General features: G+C 28.5%; 20 protein-coding genes. 1 reads left to right on the top strand and 19 read right to left on the bottom strand.

Going from position 1 to position 22,881, the window contains the following annotated elements; all coding sequences use genetic code 11:
- Window position 1: 1 nt before the first annotated feature.
- The 15 genes from rsgA to dapF form a co-directional block, all read right to left on the bottom strand.
- Window positions 2-883 (bottom strand): ribosome small subunit-dependent GTPase A, encoded by an 882-nt coding sequence (rsgA, locus tag VLM92_RS12765; RefSeq protein WP_325276716.1) that lies wholly within the window; start codon window positions 881-883, stop codon window positions 2-4.
- A 190-nt stretch (window positions 884-1,073) separates the two neighbouring features.
- Complete coding sequence (gene pknB, locus VLM92_RS12760; protein ID WP_325276715.1) at window positions 1,074-2,819, bottom strand: Stk1 family PASTA domain-containing Ser/Thr kinase; 1,746 nt, start codon at window positions 2,817-2,819, stop codon at window positions 1,074-1,076.
- Between the two features lie 12 nt (window positions 2,820-2,831).
- Complete coding sequence (locus tag VLM92_RS12755) at window positions 2,832-3,581, bottom strand: Stp1/IreP family PP2C-type Ser/Thr phosphatase (RefSeq protein WP_325276714.1); 750 nt, start codon at window positions 3,579-3,581, stop codon at window positions 2,832-2,834.
- Between the two features lie 18 nt (window positions 3,582-3,599).
- Complete coding sequence (rlmN, locus tag VLM92_RS12750; RefSeq protein WP_325276713.1) at window positions 3,600-4,631, bottom strand: 23S rRNA (adenine(2503)-C(2))-methyltransferase RlmN; 1,032 nt, start codon at window positions 4,629-4,631, stop codon at window positions 3,600-3,602.
- Window positions 4,632-4,638: 7 nt separating this feature from the next.
- Window positions 4,639-5,964 carry a 16S rRNA (cytosine(967)-C(5))-methyltransferase RsmB gene (rsmB, locus tag VLM92_RS12745; protein WP_325276712.1) on the bottom strand — a complete coding sequence of 442 codons (1,326 nt, stop codon included), beginning with the start codon at window positions 5,962-5,964 and terminating at the stop codon, window positions 4,639-4,641.
- A gap of 58 nt (window positions 5,965-6,022) precedes the next feature.
- Window positions 6,023-6,715, bottom strand: coding sequence for a zinc metallopeptidase (locus VLM92_RS12740; protein WP_325276724.1), 693 nt, complete (start codon window positions 6,713-6,715; stop codon window positions 6,023-6,025).
- Window positions 6,716-6,850: 135 nt separating this feature from the next.
- The gene (locus VLM92_RS12735) at window positions 6,851-7,603 is read right to left on the bottom strand and encodes a DUF116 domain-containing protein (protein WP_325276711.1); all 753 of its coding nucleotides are present in this window, start codon (window positions 7,601-7,603) and stop codon (window positions 6,851-6,853) included.
- A gap of 9 nt (window positions 7,604-7,612) precedes the next feature.
- Complete coding sequence (gene fmt / locus VLM92_RS12730) at window positions 7,613-8,542, bottom strand: methionyl-tRNA formyltransferase (RefSeq protein ID WP_325276710.1); 930 nt, start codon at window positions 8,540-8,542, stop codon at window positions 7,613-7,615.
- A gap of 14 nt (window positions 8,543-8,556) precedes the next feature.
- A complete protein-coding gene (gene def / locus VLM92_RS12725) occupies window positions 8,557-8,997 on the bottom strand; it encodes a peptide deformylase (RefSeq protein WP_325276709.1) in 441 nt (146 codons plus the stop codon).
- A 19-nt stretch (window positions 8,998-9,016) separates the two neighbouring features.
- Window positions 9,017-11,506, bottom strand: a complete 2,490-nt coding sequence (priA, locus tag VLM92_RS12720) for a primosomal protein N' (protein WP_325276708.1) — start codon at window positions 11,504-11,506, stop codon at window positions 9,017-9,019.
- Window positions 11,507-11,602: 96 nt separating this feature from the next.
- Complete coding sequence (coaBC, locus tag VLM92_RS12715; RefSeq protein ID WP_325276707.1) at window positions 11,603-12,802, bottom strand: bifunctional phosphopantothenoylcysteine decarboxylase/phosphopantothenate--cysteine ligase CoaBC; 1,200 nt, start codon at window positions 12,800-12,802, stop codon at window positions 11,603-11,605.
- A gap of 6 nt (window positions 12,803-12,808) precedes the next feature.
- Entirely contained in the window at window positions 12,809-13,075 is a 267-nt protein-coding gene (gene rpoZ, locus VLM92_RS12710) for a DNA-directed RNA polymerase subunit omega (protein ID WP_325276706.1), read from the bottom strand.
- Window position 13,076: 1 nt separating this feature from the next.
- A complete protein-coding gene (gene gmk, locus VLM92_RS12705; RefSeq protein WP_325276705.1) occupies window positions 13,077-13,694 on the bottom strand; it encodes a guanylate kinase in 618 nt (205 codons plus the stop codon).
- Between the two features lie 66 nt (window positions 13,695-13,760).
- On the bottom strand, window positions 13,761-14,642 hold the full coding sequence (locus VLM92_RS12700) for a YicC/YloC family endoribonuclease (RefSeq protein ID WP_325276704.1): 882 nt from the start codon (window positions 14,640-14,642) through the stop codon (window positions 13,761-13,763).
- Between the two features lies 1 nt (window position 14,643).
- Window positions 14,644-15,474: a diaminopimelate epimerase gene (dapF, locus tag VLM92_RS12695; RefSeq protein ID WP_325276703.1), complete on the bottom strand. Its 831-nt coding sequence runs from the start codon at window positions 15,472-15,474 to the stop codon at window positions 14,644-14,646.
- A gap of 381 nt (window positions 15,475-15,855) precedes the next feature.
- Here dapF and VLM92_RS12690 point away from each other — a divergent pair, with 381 nt between their 5' ends.
- Window positions 15,856-17,625: an Rqc2 family fibronectin-binding protein gene (locus tag VLM92_RS12690; RefSeq protein ID WP_325276702.1), complete on the top strand. Its 1,770-nt coding sequence runs from the start codon at window positions 15,856-15,858 to the stop codon at window positions 17,623-17,625.
- 84 nt (window positions 17,626-17,709) lie between these two features.
- On the opposite strand, the gene VLM92_RS12685 is transcribed toward VLM92_RS12690, so the two are convergent.
- From VLM92_RS12685 to pyrR, 4 genes are all read right to left on the bottom strand, one after another.
- Window positions 17,710-19,263 carry an AbgT family transporter gene (locus VLM92_RS12685; protein ID WP_325276701.1) on the bottom strand — a complete coding sequence of 518 codons (1,554 nt, stop codon included), beginning with the start codon at window positions 19,261-19,263 and terminating at the stop codon, window positions 17,710-17,712.
- Between the two features lie 26 nt (window positions 19,264-19,289).
- Complete coding sequence (locus VLM92_RS12680; protein ID WP_325276700.1) at window positions 19,290-20,468, bottom strand: amidohydrolase; 1,179 nt, start codon at window positions 20,466-20,468, stop codon at window positions 19,290-19,292.
- Between the two features lie 370 nt (window positions 20,469-20,838).
- On the bottom strand, window positions 20,839-22,083 hold the full coding sequence (locus VLM92_RS12675) for a uracil-xanthine permease family protein (protein WP_325276699.1): 1,245 nt from the start codon (window positions 22,081-22,083) through the stop codon (window positions 20,839-20,841).
- A 102-nt stretch (window positions 22,084-22,185) separates the two neighbouring features.
- Window positions 22,186-22,719, bottom strand: a complete 534-nt coding sequence (gene pyrR / locus VLM92_RS12670; protein WP_325276698.1) for a bifunctional pyr operon transcriptional regulator/uracil phosphoribosyltransferase PyrR — start codon at window positions 22,717-22,719, stop codon at window positions 22,186-22,188.
- Window positions 22,720-22,881 lie beyond the last annotated feature (162 nt).

Raw genomic sequence — 22,881 nt, 5'->3', positions numbered from 1 at the left:
TTTAATATCTCCTTTTCCCTTGTTTTATTTCATTTAATAGCTGTATATAACTTTCATATCTTTGTTTTGATACTTCTCCATTTTCTACAGCTTCCTTCACAGCACAACTAGGTTCGTTTTCATGTACACATCTTGACCCAAATCTGCAATTATCAAACTCATCAAATTCTATAAAGTATTCTTTAAGTTCAGTTTCTCCTATATCATCAAGTGTTAATGAACTAAATCCTGGCGTGTCTGCTACTAAACCTCCGCACTCTAACTTTAAAAGTTCTGCATGGCGAGTAGTGTGTTTACCCCTTTTTATTTTATCACTTACTTCGCCAGTTTGTAGCTTAAAATTTTTATCTATTTCATTTAATAAACTTGATTTTCCTACTCCTGATGGTCCAGCAAATACTACTATATTCCCTCTTAGCTCTTCTTTTATTTTATCTATATTTAATTTTGTTTTATTACTCACTGGAATCACTTTATATCCACTAAGCTCATATATATTTTTCAACTCATCTAATATATTATCAGCATCTAAATCTGCTTTAGTAAGTACTATAACTATTTCTAAATTTTCTTTTTCTGCTAGTACTATAAATCTATCTAATAGAGATAAATTAGGCTTAGGATTCTTTATAGCAAATACTATAAGCGCTTTATCTACATTTGCTATAGGAGGTCTCACAAGCTCTGTATCCCTCTTCTCAATCTCTTCAACAACACCCTTTTTAGTTACTTCATCAACTACACTTATACTAACTCTATCTCCAACTAGAGGTGTTATTTTTTGTTTCCTAAATATTCCTCTAGCTCTACACTCATAAAGTCCATTTTCTGTATCTACGTAGTAAAATCCCCCTATTCCTTTTATAATTTGTCCATTTAACATTTACTGCCTCCTCTAATTTTTAATAATATAAATATTGTATCCTATTTTTATATAATATCATAATAAGTTTATAATTAATCGTAATTTATTTTTATTATAGAAAAAATTAATTTCTCTTTTATTGACAACTATACACTCATATGTAAAAAAGTCCAACTGATTAAATTGGACTTTTATATTATTTTTAAACTTATGGAGTTGTTATTGGGGGTTTAGTAGTATCTTCTCCTGTTGGAGGTTTAGTAGTATCTCCTTCTGTTGGAGGGGTGATAGTACCATCTCCTGAACCTGTATCTACATTTCCTCCAGAACTATCATCTCCTCCAGGATCTGGCGTAGGGTTAGGAACTAGATTTTCATTTTCTTCTTTATCTTCTTCTTGCCGATGAGGTGGTGCAGCTTCTGCACCTTTACTTACCACCACGTTTATCCTATCTCCTTCTTCAATACTTCCTGTACCAGATTTAGGATTTTGTCTTAATACAACATCCTTTTTAAAAGAATCGCTAAATTCATAAGTTATAGTTCCTAATTCTAATTTATTTTCTTTTAATATATTTTCTGCCTCACCTAATGTAATACCAACTATATTAGGTACCTCTGCTTCTTTTGCACCTTTACTTAAAACTAAAGTTATAGTGTCTCCTTCTTTAACTTCAGTTCCTGCTACTGGAGTCTGAGATATTACATAATTTTTTTCTACATTTGAATTAAACTCTTCTCTTATAATTATTTTTAATCCTAGTCTTTCAAGTTCTCTTTGTGCATCATCTAAATAAAGATTTTGAACATTTGGCGTACTCACGGATACTATATCTTCTTTATTCCCACTATTCCCAAACTTAGATACTAAATATACTTCGGCACTAAGTACCATTATTAATATAATTGCCGCTATTATTAATAGTTTCTTTACGATAGGGCTATCTTCTTTTCCTTGTTTTTTCTTATCTTTCTTTCTATAATTTGTTTTTGTTTTAGGGTTTTCATCTTCATCTTCATAATCTTGCTCTATGTTAGTAATAATAGGAGCTTTTTTTATAGATTTATTTAATTGTTTTTCATCTATTTTCTGCGTTGCATAATTGTCATACTCTTTTATAAAATCTAGATCTATATTTTTCTCTATATATTCTATATCTTCTATTAACTCTTCTGCACTTTGATATCTATTAATACTTGATTTTTCAGTTAACTTTTTTATTATAGTCCTTACACTTTGAGGTATACTTACCTTCTCTTCAGGTGTAAATTCTATATCATCATTTATATGTTGAAGTGCTATAGATATAGGACTATCACCTCTAAAAGGTACCTTACCTATTAACATTTCATATAAAACTATTCCTAGAGAATAAAGGTCCGCATTATTTGTTACAAATTTCCCTTTTGCTTGTTCTGGCGAAAAATAATGTACAGAACCTATTATACTCCCTATATTAGTCATAGTTGAATTTGATACAGCTTTAGCTATACCAAAATCTGCAACTTTAACTATTCTTCCTTCATTAGATATAAGTATATTATGTGGTTTTATATCTCTATGTACAATTCCCTTTTTATGGGCTGCACTAAGAGCCATAGCTATCTGCTTTGTTATATCAAGAGCTGTATACTCATCTAAAGTTCCTTCATTTTTTATTATTTCTTTTAAGTTTTGTCCATCTATAAACTCCATAACTATATAGTGAACTTTTCCATCTTCTCCTACATCGTATACATTTACTATGTTAGGATTAGAAAGACTTGCTACCGCTTCTGCTTCTCTCTTGAATTTACCTAAAAATTCTTCATCATCTACAAACTCAGGCCTAAGAACTTTGACTGCTACAGTCCTATTTAATAACCTATCTTTGGCTTCATATACAAAAGCCATTCCTCCATCACCAATTTTTCTGATAATTTCATATCTATTTCCTAAAACAGCATCTCCCACTTTATCACCATCCTATTTATCCTCTATTAGTATAACTGAGATATTATCTTTTCCAGCTATATCATTAGCTATATTTATTAATTCTTGAGTTAACTCTATAATAGGTTCATCCTCAGTTATTATTTCTTTTATAATGCTATCTTCAACAAAACCGGTTAATCCATCACTTGCTAGAAGAATCCTATCCCCTCTATCAATCTTATGCTTAAATATATCTACTATAACTATTTCATCTGTACCCATTGCTCTAGTTATATGATTTCTTCTTGGATGTTTTTTTGCTTCTTCCTCTGTAATAACATTAGCTCTAACAAGTTCTTCCACTACAGAGTGATCTATTGTAAGTCTAGAAAATTTGTTTTTACTTAGTAAATAACACCTACTATCTCCAACATTCGCTACATATAAATTCTCCTTATATAATATAGCTGTTGTCAATGTAGTTCCCATTCCTTCACATTCACTATCATTAATTGATTTTTCATAAATAATACTATTCACATCATTATAAGCTTGCTTAATTATGTCATCCACGTAATCTATTTTTATATTGCTACTTTGCAATAAATTCTCTTTTAAAAAGCATATAATATTTTCCACAGCTAATTTACTTGCAACTTCTCCCTTTTTATGTCCACCCATTCCATCAGCTAAAGCAAATATTCCTATAGATCCAAAATCTGTATCTATAATTTCCCCCTTACAATAGTCTTCATTATTTTTTCTAACTTTTCCTATATCGGAGGCACAACTATAAATCATACGACTTCCCCCTTAAAGCTACTTATGTTTTCTTCTTAATTGTCCACAAGCTCCTCCAATATCAGAACCCATAGATATTCTAACCGTAGCTGGTATATTATTTTTTTCTAATATATCTCTAAACTTGTAAATATGAGATTTATCTGGTCTTTTAAAATCTCTTTCTTCTACATTATTTACAGGAATCAAATTAACATGGCACAATATTCCTTTTAACAATTTAATCAGTTGCTGCGCTTCTTTTTCTGAATCATTAACGCCTTTTATTAAAGAATATTCAAAAGTTACTCTTCTATTAGTTTTTCTGATATAGTATCTACATGCATTTAATATATCTTCTATTGAATATGCATTAGCTATTGGCATAATTTCTTTTCTTTTTTCATCATATGGAGAATGAAGTGATAAAGCTAAATTTATTGGTAATTCTAAATTAGCTAATTCCCTCATTTTAGGTGCTATACCACAAGTAGATAATGTTATATGTCTATACCCTATATTTAATCCATTTTTATCATTTACTATTTTTAAAAACTGCTTAGTATTTTCAAAGTTATCTAATGGTTCTCCACTTCCCATTAAAACTATATTTGATACTCTTTTACCTGTATCTTCTTGAATCTTTAATATTTGATCTAATATCTCCCAGGGTTCTAAGTTTCTTAATAATCCATCTATAGTGGATGCACAAAATTTACATCCCATTCTACAACCAACTTGATTTGATATGCAAACTGTGACTCTATCTTCATAATCCATCATTACAGTTTCTATTATATTTCCATCATTTAGTAAGAATAAATATTTTTTTGTTTTATCAACCTTAGATTCTAACTTTAATTCAGTTTCAATATTACCTATATAACAGACTTTTTCAAGTTTATCTCTTAAACTCTTTGGAATGTTATTCATATCATCAAAGCTTTTTGCTCCTTTGTAAATCCATGAAAAAACTTGACTTCCTCTAAAAGGTTTTTCATCTATGGTTTTCATAAACTCTTTCATTTCTTCTTCTGTAAAGTTTTTTAATGCTACTTTATTCTGATTCATATTATCACTACCTTACTCTTCTTAATTTTGATATAAAGAAACCATCCATACCATGAATATTTGGATATATCTTTAAATATCCTTTGTCTTGATTATCCAAATCTACATTTATTTCATCAATTGGTACTAATTCAAAATTATCATTTTCTTTAAGAAAATCATTTATTACACTAATATTTTCCACGTCTTGGATAGTACAAGTACTGTATACTAATATTCCTCCAACTTTAACGTACTTTGATGCATTATATAATATTTTAGATTGTATTGATGGTAAATCTTTAAGCTCTGCTTTAGCCTTATACTTTATTTCTGGCTTTCTTCTTATTATGCCCAAACCAGAACAAGGAACATCAGCTAATACATAATCAAATTTATCAATACTATTATTATCAATCTCTGATGCATCAAAACTTTCTACTTCTACATTTGTAAGGCCTAATCTGCTTACTGTAGAATTTATAAGTTTTAACTTATGTTCAAAAACATCTCTAGCTACTACTTTTCCTGTGTTATTCATAAGTGTTGCCAAGTGAGTACTTTTTCCTCCTGGAGCACTACATACATCTAGTACTAAAGATTTTTCCTTAGGACTTATTACTTTCCCTACTATCATAGAACTTATATCTTGTATAGTAAATAATCCTTCTTTAAATAAATCGTTGTTTTCTATATTTTTTAAGTTCTCAACTCTTATAGCTTCTTCTACAGTAGGAACCTTAAACGATTTTATACCGCCTTGCTCTAATTTATTAATCAGTTCATCTCTAGTTATTTTTAATGTATTAGTTCTTAAATAAATGCTCGGTTTTTCATTATTCGCTTCTAATAAATCTTCTGTAAACTCTTCTCCAAAGTTCTTAATCCAATCTTTTATCATCCAAGGGCTATAGGAATATTTTGTAGATAAGTACATTATTTTACTATCTATATTTATATCTAATACATCTTCCTTGTTTCTTATTACATTTCTAAGTATCGCATTTACAAACCCCGATGATCTTTTATCATATTTTTTAACTAAATTTACAGTTTCATTAACTGCTGCATATTCTGAAATACTATCTAAAAATGCAATTTGATAAATTCCCATCCTTAGCAATATTTTAACATAAGTTGATAATTTTTGCGTCTTTATCTTTGAAAGTTTATCTATAATATAGTCTAAATAATACTTATTTTCTACTACACCATATATTAATTCTGTAGCAAGACCTCTATCTTGATTAGTTATTTCTAAATTTTTAAAATGTTTGTTTATTGCTATATTAGAATAGTTATTATTATCTTCTATATCACAAAGTACTTTAAATGCTATTTCTCTTGCTTTCATTATTTTTCTCCTTGTCTTTTAAACAGAAAAAGCCCTAGAAATACTAGGACAATCTCCTTTAATCATTATCTCTATTTGCTATTGCTAATAGCCTTAGTAATTGTAGTACTGATGCAAGAGCTGCTGCTACATATGTTAATGCTGCTGCTGTAAGTACTCTTCTACTTTGCTTAGCTTCTTTCCCCTCAACAATTCCTAAGTTAGCAAGTTGAACTACTGCTCTATTTGATGCATTAAATTCTACTGGTAATGTTATTATTTGAAACAATACTGATGCTGAAAATAATAGTATACCAAGTTCTAAAAATGGTCCTCTCGTCATAAACCCTATTGCTATTAAAAACCATGATGCATTTGATGCAATGTTTACTACAGGAACTAAAGAACTTCTTAAATTAAGAGGTACATATCCTTTAGCATGTTGAATTGCATGACCACATTCATGTGCCGCTACTGCAATAGATGTTATAGATGTTCCGTAATAAATATCTTGTGATAATCTAACGACGTTGCTTCTAGGGTCATAATGGTCACTTAAACGACCTCTAACCATTTCTATTGATACATTATATAAACCATTCGAATCTAATATCCTTCTAGCTACTTGTTCTCCACTATATCCTCTACGTGTATTTACTCTTAAGTATCTACTTGTGGTAGATGTAACTTTAAATTGAGCATACATTGTAAATAATATTGCAGGCAGCAGTATTATAAGTGTAGGATCAAATCCATAATAACCAGGATACATCATGTAAAACACACTCCTATCTAAATTAACTTCTTTAACCTTTGACTCTATAGATATTACAAATAATTGAGTAAATATTTATTCTACACTGAACTATATTAACTGATTAATCATCATTTTAGTAAAGTATTTTTATTATCTATAATTTCTATTTTTATTTGACATAAAGAAGTTTATTGCTTCTTCTACTTCAAATACGTCTATACTTGTATCTACACAAGGTCCATTAGGTCTTTTATTAAATACTCCTAAAACTGGTATCTTTTTAACATCTTGAACTCCTGCTGTTAAATCTCTTTCACAAGCAACTGCTATGACCGCCTTAGGTTTATTATCTATTATAATCTTTCTAGCTAAGGTACCTCCTGTAGCTACAAAAATATTTACATTTATTTTTTCTTTTAGCTTAACTAAATCACCTATATTACATAAACCACATTTAGCACATGTTTCTATATTAGTAGTCACTTTTAATTTACAGCTATTCTTTTGAACACAATGTGGTATAAGTATAAGTATTTCTTCTGGTTTAATACTATATTTATTGCTATATATATTTTCATTATTTAACTTTACATATACTTTTCTTATTTCATTTTTTGATATTCCAATTAATTCTGCTACAAAAGTTATTGTAGGAAATAAGATACTAACTATTTTAAAATTTAGTTTCATGCCTAAAGTGTTAACTTCTTTATCCTTAATTACATTATTAGTAATCACTATTGAAAATATTATTGATATCGATATAATAACCACTATAATATCTATGAATATAGCAAATATATGAGTTAAGCTAGATATAAAAATATTAATAGCTGCTCCTCCAACTAAAAGCATTACCAAAAGCATACCTATAGTTTCCATATATTTTTTTGTATCTATCATATATTTCACCTAACCCAGTACTTTGCCAGATTCTATACTGTTTCCTTTTATATATTCTGATACTAACACTCTTTTCTTGCCTGGCATTTGTAATTCTTCTATTAAAAGAACATTGTCTTTAGTACTCACTCTCATACCTTCTTTATCTACTTTAAGTATTGTTCCACAAGTTTTATCACTAGTTTCACTTAATATCTTTGTCTTCCATACTTTCATAGTTTTATCATCATATGTTGTATAAGCACTTGGCCAAGGATTTACTCCTCTTACAAGATTGTGTATTTCTTTTGCGGTTTTATTCCAATCTATGTTTCCTAAAGCTTTATTCATCATTGGTGCATAACTAAATTCATCATGATTTTGTTTTTCTCTAGGTGCGCATCCTTTTTCTATCAAATCTAAAGTTTCCTTTAAAGTTTGAGCTCCTAATACCATCATTTTATCATGAAGCTCTCCAGCTGTTATTTCATCATCAAGATCAAATTCAGTCTTTAATATCATATCTCCAGTATCTAGACCTTCATCCATATACATAGTAGTTACACCAGTTTTACTTTCTCCATTTATTATAACCCAGTTTATTGGAGCTGCTCCTCTATACTTTGGTAATAATGAAACATGAACATTTATACATCCTAATTTAGGTATATCAAGTATTGATTTTGGAAGTATTTGACCAAATGCTACAACTACTATTACATCTGGATTAAGCTCTTTTAATGTTTCAACAAAACTTTCTTCTCTAGCCTTTACTGGTTGATATATTGGTATATTATATTTTAAAGCAAGTTCTTTTACAGGTGGCATTCCTAATTTTTTCCCTCTATTTTGAGGTTTATCAGGCTGAGTTACAACGCCTATTACTTCATATTTTTCATCTATTATTTTTTGTAAACATCCAGTTGCAATTTCTGGAGTTCCCATAAATACTATTTTCATTTGATCAACTCCTACTACTTCTCTATTTTATCTACAAATAATACTCCTTCTAAATGGTCTATTTCATGGCAGAACGCTCTAGCTAAAAGTTCTTCTCCCTCTATTTCAAATAATTGCCCTTTTCTATTATATGCTCTTACTTTTACTCTGTAAGGTCTTTTTACTGCTCCAGCTTCTCCTATAACACTTAAACATCCTTCGTCATCTATTTGTTCTCCAGATGTTTCTATTATTTCAGGGTTTATAAGCTCTATTATTCCATCTCCTATATCTATAACTACAACTCTTTTTAATATTCCAACTTGAGGTGCTGCAAGACCTACACCATCTGCATGATACATTGTATCTGCCATATCATCTAATAATTGTATTATCTTATCATCAATTTTTTCTACTTTCTTTGATTTCTTTCTTAATACTGGTTCTCCTATTTGAACTATTTCTCTTAATGCCATTTTAATTCTCCTCCTAATTTTACAATATGCTATTTGGGTTAATATCAATTGATATGTTAACTTCTTTATTAAACACGACATCTCTTTTTGTTATACATATATATTTTATTATACCCTTTAATAAATTAATTTCAATATCATCATCCTTAAATAATATCTGCCATCTATAATTTTGATTTATTTTAGATATTGAGCAAGGATTTGGACCTAATATAAAGTCAAAATTATTTATACCCCTATTTTGAAGTAAATAAATAATTGAATCATACATATTTTGAGCATTTTGTTTTACTAGTTTTTCATTTTCTCCACTTATAACTACACTTATCATATTATTAAATGGCGAATACCCAAAAGCTCTCCTTATTTTTATTTCATCTTGATAAAAACCTTCATAATCATAATTTATAGCTCTTCTTATTGCATAGTGATCAGTATCATAAGTTTGAAGTATTACCTTTCCTTCCTTATCAGATCTACCTGCACGTCCTGAAACTTGTGTAACCAATTGAAAGGTTGTTTCAAAACTTTTGAAATCTGGAAAGTTTAATATCATATCTGCAGATAAAATACCTACTAAAGTAACATTATCAAAATCTAATCCTTTACTAAGCATTTGAGTTCCTATTAATATATCCGCTTCTTTATTTTTAAATTTATTTAATATTTCTTCTAAAGAACCTTTTTTAGAAGTGGTATCTTTATCCATTCTAAGTACTCTAGCTTGTGTAAATATAGTTTTCAATTCTTCCTCAATTTTTTGTGTTCCAACTCCAAATGGTTTTACATAGTTACTGCTACATTCTGGACATTCTTTTGGAATTTCTTTTTCATATCCACAATAATGGCATCTTCCTATATTCTTTCCTTTATGATACGTTAGTGATATATCACAATTTTCACATTGAAAAACATATCCACATTTCCTACATGATACAAAACTTGCATATCCTCTTCTATTTAAAAATAGTATTACCTGATTTTTATTTTTAATTGCTTCATCTATTTCATTTTGTAATGTAATACTAAATATACTCTTATTTCCATTGTTTAATTCAGATTTCATATCTATAACTTCTATCTTTGGAAGTGGTTTATTATTTGCTCTACACTTTATTTCTATAAGTTCATACTCTCCGTTTTCGGCTTTATAATATTCATCTATAGATGGTGTTGCTGATCCTAGTACTAAGGATATATTATTTTTAACAGCCATATACTTAGCTACTTCTATAGCACTAAATTTAGGGCTTTTTTCTGATTTGTATGAAGTCTCATGGAATTCATCTATTATTACTACTCCTAAACTATTGAATGGTGCAAATAATGCAGATCTTGCTCCTATTAAAATTCTTATCTTACCTGCCTTTATAGCCTTATACACATCATGCTTTTGACCTTCTGATAATTGACTATGAAATACTCCTACTATGTCTCCAAATCTATTTTTAAATCTAGATATAGTCTGTGGTGTAAGTGCAATTTCAGGAACTAAAACTATACTATCTAAACCTTGATTTAAAGCATAGTCAATAACTTCCATATATACTTCTGTTTTTCCACTACCTGTTACTCCATGTAACATATATGGTTTTTTATACTCTTCAAACATCTGTGATGTTATTTTATTTATTGCATATTTCTGCTCCGAATTTAATCTTATATTTTTATATGTTGAACTATAAATATTTTCTGGATTTCTATAGTAATCTTTTAACTCTAATGTAATTAAGTTCTTATCATGCAATGATGTAATACTTTTTTTAGATACATTTAATAAATCCATTACATCATTTATTTCTACATTATGATTATTTTTTAAAAAATTTACTACTTCTCTTTGCTTACTTCCTAAATTTATTTTATTAGTTTTTATATATTCATCAACTTCATCATTATCTATAGTTAAAGCTACATAGCATATTTTCTTTTCATTTTTATGATCTTTATATTCCCAATGCAAACTAACAATATCTTTTTTAGCCATTCTATCTAGCAGACTATTAATATTTTGAATATGTTTTAATTTATCAATTTTAATTTTTCCTTTGTTGTTTATTATAAAGTCTAATATTTTTTGTTGAGGCTCATTTAATGTTGATAAAAATTCTTTAAATTCATATTCACTTAATTTATTTACTCTTTCATGTAATCTTACCACTTTGTAGTTGTTTAACTTATAACCCTTAGGATATATTAAATTTATACAGTCTATATACGTACATAAATATCTATTTTTCATCCAATTTACTAACTCTAAATCTTCAATCTTAAATATAGGATTTTCATCTAGTACATCAACAATTTCTTTTATTTTTATATTTTCATCTATTGTATCTATAATTTCAAATACAAAAGCCTCTGTTGGCTTATTTCCTCTTCCAAATGGAACTAATACCCTATGTCCTATATTTAATTCATTTGTTAAGAAATCTGGAACTTTGTATGTGAATAAGTTATCTGTATTTATAGTATTACTTCTTACCACTACTTTTGCATATTTTTCCATATCATAACCTCTATTTTTATACACGCTGATTAATGCTTTTATTTTGAATTATGTCCCATTTAATTTAAAAATAAAGCATCTATATTTAATAGATGCTTATCTTTTAAGTAGTGTTTTAACTTTATCTAAAATAACGTTAGCCACTTCTTCTTTTTTCATTTTAGGATACTCTGTTATATTACCTTCTTTATCTATAATCTTAACTATATTAGTGTCAACTCCAAAGCCTGCACCTTCTTTAGTTAAGTCATTTGCTACTATAAAGTCTAAATTTTTCTTTTTAACTTTACCTCTCGCATTTTCTATAAGGTCATTGGTTTCAGCTGCAAATCCAACTAATATTTTATTATTTTTAATTTTGCCTATTTCATATGCAATATCTTTATTTCTATCTAATTGTATCGATAAATCATCATCAGACTTCTTAATTTTTTTATCAGAATAATCTTTAGGCTTATAATCCGCTACTGCTGCACTTTTTATAACAACTTGATTTTCATCTAAGTTTTCTACAACTGCATCATACATGTCTTTAGCACTTTCTATTCTGATAAGTTTTTTAAGATTTTGTGGCGGTGTTAAGTTTGTAGGCCCAGATATTAAAGTTACATCAGCACCTCTATTTATAGCTTGCATAGCTATTGCATAGCCCATTTTCCCACTGGATCTATTGCTTATAAATCTTACTGGATCTATACTTTCCATTGTAGGACCAGCAGTAACTATTATACTTTTTCCTTTTAAATCTTGTTCTGTACTAAGTAGCTTAACAACTTCATCAACTATAGTTTCTGGAGTCGCTAATTTTCCTTTTCCTGTGTCTCCACAAGCAAGTCTACCACTTTCAGGATCAACAAAATTATATCCTAATTCCTTTAATATGCTTATATTTCTTTGAACTAGGGGATTTTCGTACATATTAGTATTCATAGCTGGAGCTATTAATACTTTACCTTTAGTAGCCATGACTGTTGTTGTAAGCATATCATCAGCTATACCATTAGCCATCTTACCTATAACATTAGCAGTTGCAGGTGCTATTAAAAACACATCCGCTCTTTTTGCTAAAGATATATGTTCTACATCCCATGTCTTAGGGTCTTCAAACATATCACAAACTACATAGTTTTGACTTAAAGATTGAAATGATAATGGCGTAACAAATTCAGTTGCTGATTTTGTCATTATAACATTAACATTTACCCCTAATTTTCTTAATCTACTTATAACATCTAAAGTTTTATATACAGCTATACCACCGCTTACACCAATTACAACAGTTCTATCTTTAAACATAGAAAATTACTCCTCTTCTATAGTTTTTTGTTGTTCTGCATGATGCTTAGCTTCTTCTATATCTATCTCCTCTTGAGTTAATAATCTATAAGTTATTTCTCCGTCAGCGACTTCTTGAGTGGCTAAACTAACTGGCTTAGTTTCTTTGTTTCTATTTGCAACATAGATTTCAGCACCGTCTATTATTTCTCTCGCTCTCTTTGCAACAGTTCCAACTAAGTAGTATCTGTTGTCTATCTTGTCTAGTACTTCATTGATTGATGGCTTTAACATATTATAATTCCTCCTTGAATTTCTCTATTATATTATTTTTATATCTAGTAACTTTATTTTTTTCAGATAATATTATGCTTTCTACTTCTTTAACAGATTTATTAATATTACTATTAACTACAAAGTAATCATAGTTTACTATCTGATTTATTTCTTCAAATGCACAACTAAATCTCTTTTCTATTTCTTCTTTAGTTTCAGTTCCTCTTCCAACTATTCTATTTTTAAGTTCCTCAAGAGATGGAGGTAATACAAATATAAATACGCCTTCAGGATATACTTCTTTTATTTGTCTTGCTCCTTGCATTTCTATCTCTAGTATAACATCTTGCCCATTTTCTAAGCACTCTATTATAGCTGCCTTAGGAGTTCCATAGAAATTATCATAGATTTGAGCATATTCTAAAAACTCACCCTTTTCTATCATATCTTGGAATTTTTCTTTTTCTAAAAAGAAATAATTAACTCCATCAACTTCACCATTTCTAGGTTTTCTAGTTGTAGCTGATACAGATAATTTTATTTGGTTATTTTGTTTTAATAGTTCTTTGCATATTGTACCTTTTCCAGCACCAGAGGGACCTGATACAACTAATAATAGCCCTTTTCTCTTAAGCATTATTATCTTCCTTTCTAATTTATACAAATGTTTGTCATTTTATTGAAATCTATGTGATATTTTTTACTATTCTATATTTTGGATTTGTTCTCTTATTTTTTCTAATTCAGATTTAACTTCAACTACTAAGTTAGTTATATTTAAATCTGATGATTTGGAACCTATAGTATTAGTTTCTCTATTCATTTCTTGAATTAAGAAGTCTATTTTTCTTCCTATTGATTCATTTTTTACAACTGTCTTTTTAAGTTGCTCTATATGACTTCTAAATCTAACTATTTCTTCTGTTATACTGCTCTTATCAGCATATATTGCTACCTCTTGAGCTAATCTATTTTCATCTACTAAACTTGGATTTTCTAATATTTCAGTTATTCTATTATTTAACTTTTCTTTATAGTCAATAACAACATTATATGAGTACTTTTCAATTTCTTCAATATAATTTTTAAGAAGGTCACATCTCATTATAACATCTTCTGCCAATTTTTTACCTTCTTCACTTCTCATTTCTCTTAACTTAATTAACGCTTCTTCTAAAGCTTTTTTTAACATTGACCATAATAAATCTTCATCTTCTTCTTTTTCTTCACTTTTTACTATATCAGGAAACTTAGCCACATTCATAACACTTATATCGTCTACTAAATCAAATTTGTCTCTTATTTGCTTTAATATACCTACATATTGACTAGCTAAAGCTTCATCAAACTTTAAGTTTACATCCTCATTGCCTAGCAAGTCAAGTTTTATGTATAAATCTACTCTTCCTCTTTTTACATAATCCTTTATTAAATTTCTTGCCTTGTCTTCTAAAAATGATATTTTTCTTGGTAGACGAACGTTTATATCTGCATACTTATGATTTATAGTTTTGCACTCTATTAAAAAATAATAGTTATCGTCTTTATATTCTCCTCTTCCAAAGCCAGTCATACTTATAGCCATATTATACCTCCAAATTTCCTTCACATATTTTTATAGCTGGTCCTGTCATATAAACAAAATCTTCTATATCTATTTTTACACATCCACCTTGCGATGTTACGTTTACACTTTTTTCTACTTTATTTAAATAATTAGATATTACTGCAGATGCAGTCATTCCCGTTCCACATCCTAGTGTATATCCACAGCCTCTTTCCCAAGTATGAACAGAAATATTATTATTATCTTCAACTTTCACAAAATTCACATTGGTCCCTTGTGAAAACATTTTGTTCTTTTCTATTTCTTTTCCATATTTATATACTTCATCTAAGTTTAACTCATCCACAAAAATCACAGCATGAGGAACACCCATTAGCATTGCGCTCATTTTAAATTCTTTATCTAATACATTTATCGATTTATTTATAAATATTTTGTCATTACATGCTACTGGAATGTCTTTACATGAGAAACTTCCTTTTCCCATGTTTACTTTTATAGAATCTATTTTGTCTTCAATAGTATTGACGTTTATCTTTTTTATACCATCTAAAGTATCTACATCAAATTCTTTTTTGTTAACTATATTATTGTCATAAACAAACTTAACAAAACATCTTAATCCATTTCCACACATTGCAGCCCTAGATCCATCAGAATTATAGTATACCATTTGTACATCTGCTATTTTTGAATTTTTAACTACTAAAAGTCCATCTGCACCTACAGAAAATCTTCTATGACATACATTTTGAGCTAATTGTGAGTATTCAGTTTCTATTTTACCATCAAATCTTCCATCTATAGCAATAAAGTCATTTCCTATACCATGCAATTTCCAAAATTTCATAATATCGCTCCTTTTAATTTTAAATTCCTAACTTAATATTATACAATATATTAGTTAGAAAAGGAAATCATATAACTAATATTTTTATAAATTTATATAAAAATATTTAATTTACTTAATTTGTATCATCACTTTCTTAAATAATCTATTTTATATGTTTGCCTAAAATAAGATTCTTTTCTAATCTTTAAGGATATAATATATCTACAAATTTATTATATTTTATATCTTTATTATATAAAATATAGCCTATTGAATAAATTCATTGGTAATTTTTTTTTGTAAATGCTTACTTAGATAAACCTACCTATTCACAATATATATATTATGTGTAATAATTAATTTATCGACATTTTTATGTCTAAGAAAGGAGCGATTATTGTGGCTTTAGATGGTTTAGTTATACACTCTATAGTAGATGAATTACATTCAAAACTTTTAGGTGGTAAAGTCGATAAAGTTTACCAGCCAGAAAATGATGAAGTCGTTTTACATATACGTAATAATAAAGAAAATTTCAAATTAATTTTAAGTGCTAGTGCTTCAAATCCAAGAGTTTACTTAGCAAATAATTATAAAAAAGAAAATCCTATTAATGCACCAATGTTTTGTATGTTATTTAGAAAACATATCCAAGGAGGAAATATAGTTAATATTTGTCAGGTTGGCTTTGAGAGAATGATAAAAATAAGTGTCGAATCTTTTGATGAATTAAAGGAAAAAACTACAAAGGATATTATTATAGAAATTATGGGAAGGCATAGTAATATAATTCTTACTCATTCATCTGATAATAAAATAATAGATTCTGCTAAGAGAATTCCCCCTAGTATAAGTAGAGTTCGTCAAATACTTCCAGGTCTTACTTATACTTTACCTCCTGAACAAGATAAAATAAATCCACTTGAAGATATATCTCTTCATAAATTTATAAGCACTTTAAATAATTTTGAGGGAAATGTATTTAAATCTATTTACGCTAAATTTTTAGGCATAAGTCCAATTATTGCCAAGGAAATTTGTTTTAGAGCTAATATTGATGAAAAAAGTAATATAAAAGATTGTACATCAAATGATTTAGAAATATTATATAATGCATTTTGTGATTTATTTAAAGATATTAAGACTAATAACTATTCACCATGTATAGTTATTGATGAAAATATAGACAAAGTTGTAGATTTTAGTTGTGTTAATTTAAGTCTATTTAATAATTTATCATTTATAAATGATGATAGTATGTCTAAAATACTAGAAGATTATTATAGAACTAAAGATATAAAAAATAGAATCCATCAGCGTTCTTCTGATCTTAGAAAAAGTATATCTATTAAGCTAGATAGACTTTATAATAAATTAAAAAAGCAGCAAAAAGAGCTTATTGAGTCTGAAAATGCAGATATATATAAAATTAAAGGTGAGTTACTTACATCATATATATATATGATTGAAAAAGGAATGGAAAGTATTGAAGTTGGCAACTTCTATGATCCTGATTATAAAAATGTAGCTATACCTTTAAATAAAAATCTTACTCCTTCTGAAAATGCTCAAAAATACTTCAAAAAGTATTCTAAGATGAAAACTGCGAAAATAGAATTAACTCATCAAATAGAAATAAGCAAAGAAGAAATAGATTACTTAGAAAATATTATTTTAAGTATAGAAAACTGCGAAAATCTTGCTGAACTTCTTGATATAAGGGAAGAATTAGGTAAAGTTGGATATTTAAAAGTTCAAAATAAAGGTAAAAAAGAAACTAAGCTTACCACAAAACCACATGAATTTATAAGTTCTGATGGATTTAAAATTCTTGTTGGCAAAAATAATAAACAAAATGATCATCTTACATTAAAAGTTGCAGATAATAACGATATATGGATGCATACTAAGAATATTCCTGGTTCTCATGTTATTATAAAATGTGAAGACAAAGATGCTTCTGATCAAGCATTATTTGAAGGGGCTATGCTTGCTGCTTACTTTAGCAAATCTAAAATGTCGGCTCAGGTTCCTGTTGATTATACTAAAAAGAAAAATATAAAAAAACCTAATGGTGCAAAACCTGGTATGGTAATTTATGACACTAACAATACTATTTATGTAACCCCATCAGAAGAATTAGTTGCTAAATTAAAAATAAAAGAATAATACTTTTATTAATTTTTTTATCAATAATAAAAATCGCTTAGTATGTAATCATACTAAGCGATTTTATTTTAAGATTTTTTTAAATTATATGGAGTATAATATTCCTCCACCTGGCCCTAGTGGTAATCCTAACGTCATAAATATTACTAATATTATTACCCAAACAATACAAAATGCAACTGAATAAGGTATCATATTTGCCATTATAGTACCCATTCCAATATTCTTATCATATCTCTTAGCAAAAGCTAAAAGTATCGGGAAGTAAGGGAATAATGGACTTATTGGATTTGTTATGGAATCTCCTATACGATAAGCAATTTGAGTAAGCGCTGGATCATATCCTAATAACATAAACATCGGTACAAATATAGGAGCCATAATAGCCCATTTTGCTGATGAACTCCCAACAAATAAATTTATAAATGCCGCTAAGAATACAAACCCTACTATTAACCCTTTCCCTGTTATGCCTGCATTTGCTAGTGTTTCTGCACCCTTTATAGATAATATAGTTCCTAAGTTACTTGAATTAAATAAATACAAGAACTGTGCTGCTGCAAATGCTAAAACTATATATGAACCCATATCACTCATTGAGCTACTCATAAGAGCTACTACATCTTTATCACCTTTTATTTTCTTAGTTACCTTACCATAAACAAATCCTGGAACTAAGAAAGCTATAAGTATAAGAGGAACTATTCCTTTCATTAAAGGTGCATTGCTTGCTAACAACGATCCATTCTCTGGATCTTTCATAAATGCATTATCTCCTACACATAAAGTTATAATTATAATTACTACTAAAACTAATGAATATAATGCATATTTTAGACCTTTTGATTCTAAATCACTTAAATTCACATCAGTACTATCATCTTTTAAACCTTTATATTTTCCAAATCTAGGTGCCACATACTTTTCTGTTATAAATGCACCTACAAGAGTTAAAACCACTGCAGACACCATTAAAAAATATAAGTTAACTGCTGGATTCCCAACATAATTAGGATCTATCATTTGAGCTGAAGGTATAGTAAATCCTGATAACAGCACATCTATCATACTTACCATAATATTCGCTGCAAATCCTCCTGCAACCCCTGCATATCCTGCAAACATACCTATAAGAGGATGTCTTCCTATTCCTAAAAATACTATAGCTGCTAATGGTGGTAATACTACAAACCCTGCATCTGCTGCTGCATTTGCAACTATACCCGAAAATATTATAGTTATTGTTACTAATTTTTTAGGTACTTTATTTATACTCTTTTTCATTAAAGCTTCCATAAATCCAGACTTTTCAGCTACCCCTGCACCAAGCATAGTAACTAATACTAATCCAAGAGGTGCAAAACCTTGGAAGTTTGTAACTATATTTCCAACAAATATTTGAATTTGAGATTTTTCTAATAAATTTATAGCATTTATTGTTTCATTAGTTGATGGATGTACAACTGATACTTCACTCTTTGCAATCACTGTAGATAATACAAATACAACTATACATAAAATCATAAATATAGTTACAGGGTCTGGTAATTTATTACCAACTCTTTCTATACCATTCAATACTTTATTTAATAAACCATTTTCATTATCATTTTTTTGTTTTATAGCTTGTTTCCCCAAAAACACCCCTCCTTAAACTTCTATACTTAATTATTTAAAAAGTCTATTGCTATTTGTGATAAGCCTTCACTTAGTACTTTTATATTTTTATCATTCCACTTAAAATATGGATTATGATGAAGAACTGGTTTACTTTCATCTTCTGCTATACCTACAAAGAAAAATGATGATGGTACTTCATTTGCAAAAAATGCAAAGTCTTCTCCTCCCATAGTGGCTTCTTTTAATTCCTTAACATTTTTATTTCCAACTATTTTTTGTAATGATACTTTAGCTAAATCTGTCATCTCATCATCATTAATAAGAGTAGGATATTTTTCTTCAAAGGTAAATTCATATGTTGCCCCTTGGCATGTTGTCATACCTTTTATAATATCTTCCATAACTTTAGGTACCCATTTTCTAGTTCCTTCATCAAAAGTACGTATAGTACCTTCTACTTCAACTTCATTAGGTATTACATTATGGCAATCTCCTCCTTGAATTTTGCCACATGTTACTACTACAGGATTTAAAGGACTTGTTTTTCTACTTACTATAGTTTGTATTGTATTTATTATTTGGCATGTTATAACTATAGGGTCTATAGACTCATGAGGAATAGCCCCATGACCACCTTTACCTATAACTTTAAATTTAAATATATCTGGCGCTGCCATCATAGCACCATGTTTTACATGTACTTCTCCTTCTTTTAATGACCCCCACAAATGACCCCCAAATACAGCATCAACTTTAGGATTTTGAAGAACACCTTCTTCTATCATAGGTTTTGCTCCACCATCTCTTTCTTCTGCTGGTTGAAACACAAATTTTACATTTCCATATAATTCATCTTTTAACTCACTTAATATCATCGCTGCACCTAAAAGCCCTGCTACATGACCATCATGACCACATGCATGCATCATCCCCACAACCTTTGATTTGTATTCTACATCGACTTTTTCTTCTAACTTAAGAGCATCCATATCTGCTCTTAGCATAACTGTTTTTCCTGGATGATTTCCTTTTAATAAACCCACTACACCTGTTTTAGCTACATTACTTTGAACCTCTATTCCTAACTTTTCTAACTCTTCGATTATTATCTTAGATGTCTTAAGCTCTGCAAAACCATCCTCTGGGTACATGTGTATTAAGTGTCTTATATACTTTGTTCTTTCATAATATTTATCAGATAATACACTTATCTTTTCTATCATTAAAAACCTCCCCCTTCTTTTATAAATATAATTAATAATTTTATTTTCAACATCAAATTAAAAATCCCCTTAGTTTATTAATTCGTTGAAAATCCCTATTTTTTGTATACTGTATATAAATTATATTTTAGGATAATTTTATATATATTTCTAAATAAAATCTACATAAAATTTAAATTTTTCATAAAATTAAAATATCATAGACTAATTAAATAAAACAAATCATCTATAGCATTTTATTTACTTCATTAACTTATATACACTATATTTATATAAGATTGTATAAGTTTATTTTATTTCAATATAAAACCCCTTTTTTAGATTTATTTTTATTATCTAAAAAAGGGGTTAATTTAATGTTTATATTTAATTATACAGTAGTAGTTTGTGCTGATATTACTTTTTTATCGTTATCAACTTTAAAGTCTTGATTATTTAAAATTCTGTTTAATATAATTCCTACTATTGCCGCTAAACTTAATCCTGTTATTGTTACACTTTGAGTTACAGGTATTCCTATTACTATTCCTTTATTGTTTAAGTATGTTGTTCCTAATCCTATTATCATTATAGTAGCTATTATAATTATGTTATTTTTATTTTGTATACATTCACTATCTTTTACAGTTTTAAATCCTACCAAAGTTATCATAGAGAATAATAATATACTTATTCCTCCCATTACAGCTACTGGTATACTTTGTAAGAAACCTCCAAACTTACCTATACATGCAAGACCTATCGCAAATACCGCTGTACGTCTTAATAATGACGGATCATAATTTTTAGTTATTGCAAGTACTGCTGTATTTTCTCCATAAGTAGTATTTGCTGGCCCTCCTAAAAATCCTGCTACTATAGTAGCTAATCCATCTCCAAGTAAAGTTTTATTTAATCCTGGGTTTTCTATGAAATTTTTGCCTACAACTGCTCCATTAGTAGTCATATCACCTATATGTTCCATAAACACAGCTATAACTACTGGTGCTATTATAACTATTGCTTCTAGACTGAACTTTGGTAGTGTGAACTTTGGTATTTCAAGTAAACTAGCTTGTGTTATTGTACTAACATCTACTAATCCCATTACTAAACATATTGTGTATCCTGAAAATACTGCTATTAATATACCTAATTGCTTTATAAATCCTTTACCAAATTTGTTTATATAAAGTGATATTGCTAAAGTTATCATTGCTATTAGCATATTTGATGATGCCATATTAAATGCTACTGGTAATAAGTTTAACCCTATAACCCCGATCATAGCTCCAGTTACTTGTGCAGGAAAATATATTTTTATTTTATCTACTCCTACTGCTTTAACTATAAATGACATGATTACATATAACAAACCTGCTACCATAATACCACCTTGGGCATAAGCCAAGTCACCATTAAAAGCTTCTTTAGTCATTAATATTACTGGGATAAATGCGAAACTTGATCCTAAGAATACTGGTACTTTTCCTTCTGTACAGAAGTGGAATATTAAAGTTCCAAGTCCAGCACAAAATATTGCAACTGATGGGTTAAATCCTGTTAGTATTGGAACTAATACTGTAGCTCCGAACATTGCTAGTAAGTGTTGTATTGACATTATTGTTTTCTTCATAAAAAAACCTCCCAAATTTTATTTAGGGAGAAATAATTCTCCCTTTTTCAGTATCTCTGTACTGAATTAAAAGGCACTATAAACTCTATATAGTATATGTTGCTATTCCTTTATTGTTACTGAATCTTCTTTGTCTGTTTCTGATAGTTTTACTGATATAATTTCGTGTTTTGATGTTGGAACATTTTTTCCTACATAATCTGCTCTTATCGGCAATTCTCTATGACCTCTATCAACTAAAACTGCAAGTTGTATTGCCTTTGGCCTTCCTATATCTATTATAGCATCTAATGCACTTCTTACTGTTCTTCCTGTATACAATACATCATCTACTAAAATAACTACCTTGTCATTTATATCAAAATCTATATTAGAACCATTAAGTACTGGATCTACATCTATTTCTTTTAAATCATCTCTGTATAAAGTTATATCAACTTCACCTGTATTAACTTTGCTACCTTCTATTTGTTCTATCTTCTTAGATATTCTATTTGCAATAGGTACTCCTCTAGTTTTTATACCTACTAAAACTATATCTTCTATACCTTTATTTTTTTCAATTATTTCATGACTTACCCTTGTTATAGCTCTTGCTATTGCTTTTTCATCCATTAACTGGGCCTTTTCTCTCATGTTTGACCTCCTAGTATATACTATTTAATATAAAAAGCTTCTTATCATAAGACAAGAAGCTTGTATGTACTAAACTTTAGATTAACTAATATTTAAATCATCTGTTTAAAATTTATTGTATTTTTTGATGATTTAAATTTAAGTCTCTATACTGCTTTCGCC

The sequence above is a fragment of the Romboutsia sp. genome (genome assembly GCF_035470145.1).
Classification (GTDB): domain Bacteria; phylum Bacillota; class Clostridia; order Peptostreptococcales; family Peptostreptococcaceae; genus Romboutsia_D.
The sequence above is the reverse complement of the archived record's forward strand: the minus strand, read 5'-3'. Positions and strand labels throughout refer to the sequence as shown.

Excerpts from the sequence above, each read along its gene's own strand:
- rsgA (WP_325276716.1), bottom strand. The coding sequence starts at position 883 with ATGTTAAATGGACAAATTATAAAAGGAATAGGGGGATTTTACTACGTA.
- VLM92_RS12755 (WP_325276714.1), bottom strand. The coding sequence starts at position 3,581 with ATGATTTATAGTTGTGCCTCCGATATAGGAAAAGTTAGAAAAAATAAT.
- rlmN (WP_325276713.1), bottom strand. The coding sequence starts at position 4,631 with ATGAATCAGAATAAAGTAGCATTAAAAAACTTTACAGAAGAAGAAATG.
- rsmB (WP_325276712.1), bottom strand. The coding sequence starts at position 5,964 with ATGAAAGCAAGAGAAATAGCATTTAAAGTACTTTGTGATATAGAAGAT.
- VLM92_RS12740 (WP_325276724.1), bottom strand. The coding sequence starts at position 6,715 with ATGTATCCTGGTTATTATGGATTTGATCCTACACTTATAATACTGCTG.
- VLM92_RS12735 (WP_325276711.1), bottom strand. The coding sequence starts at position 7,603 with ATGATAGATACAAAAAAATATATGGAAACTATAGGTATGCTTTTGGTA.
- fmt (WP_325276710.1), bottom strand. The coding sequence starts at position 8,542 with ATGAAAATAGTATTTATGGGAACTCCAGAAATTGCAACTGGATGTTTA.
- def (WP_325276709.1), bottom strand. The coding sequence starts at position 8,997 with ATGGCATTAAGAGAAATAGTTCAAATAGGAGAACCAGTATTAAGAAAG.
- priA (WP_325276708.1), bottom strand. The coding sequence starts at position 11,506 with ATGGAAAAATATGCAAAAGTAGTGGTAAGAAGTAATACTATAAATACA.
- coaBC (WP_325276707.1), bottom strand. The coding sequence starts at position 12,802 with ATGTTTAAAGATAGAACTGTTGTAATTGGTGTAAGCGGTGGTATAGCT.
- rpoZ (WP_325276706.1), bottom strand. The coding sequence starts at position 13,075 with ATGTTAAAGCCATCAATCAATGAAGTACTAGACAAGATAGACAACAGA.
- gmk (WP_325276705.1), bottom strand. The coding sequence starts at position 13,694 with ATGCTTAAGAGAAAAGGGCTATTATTAGTTGTATCAGGTCCCTCTGGT.
- VLM92_RS12700 (WP_325276704.1), bottom strand. The coding sequence starts at position 14,642 with ATGGCTATAAGTATGACTGGCTTTGGAAGAGGAGAATATAAAGACGAT.
- dapF (WP_325276703.1), bottom strand. The coding sequence starts at position 15,474 with ATGAAATTTTGGAAATTGCATGGTATAGGAAATGACTTTATTGCTATA.
- VLM92_RS12680 (WP_325276700.1), bottom strand. The coding sequence starts at position 20,468 with ATGATAGAAAAGATAAGTGTATTATCTGATAAATATTATGAAAGAACA.
- VLM92_RS12675 (WP_325276699.1), bottom strand. The coding sequence starts at position 22,083 with ATGAAGAAAACAATAATGTCAATACAACACTTACTAGCAATGTTCGGA.
- pyrR (WP_325276698.1), bottom strand. The coding sequence starts at position 22,719 with ATGAGAGAAAAGGCCCAGTTAATGGATGAAAAAGCAATAGCAAGAGCT.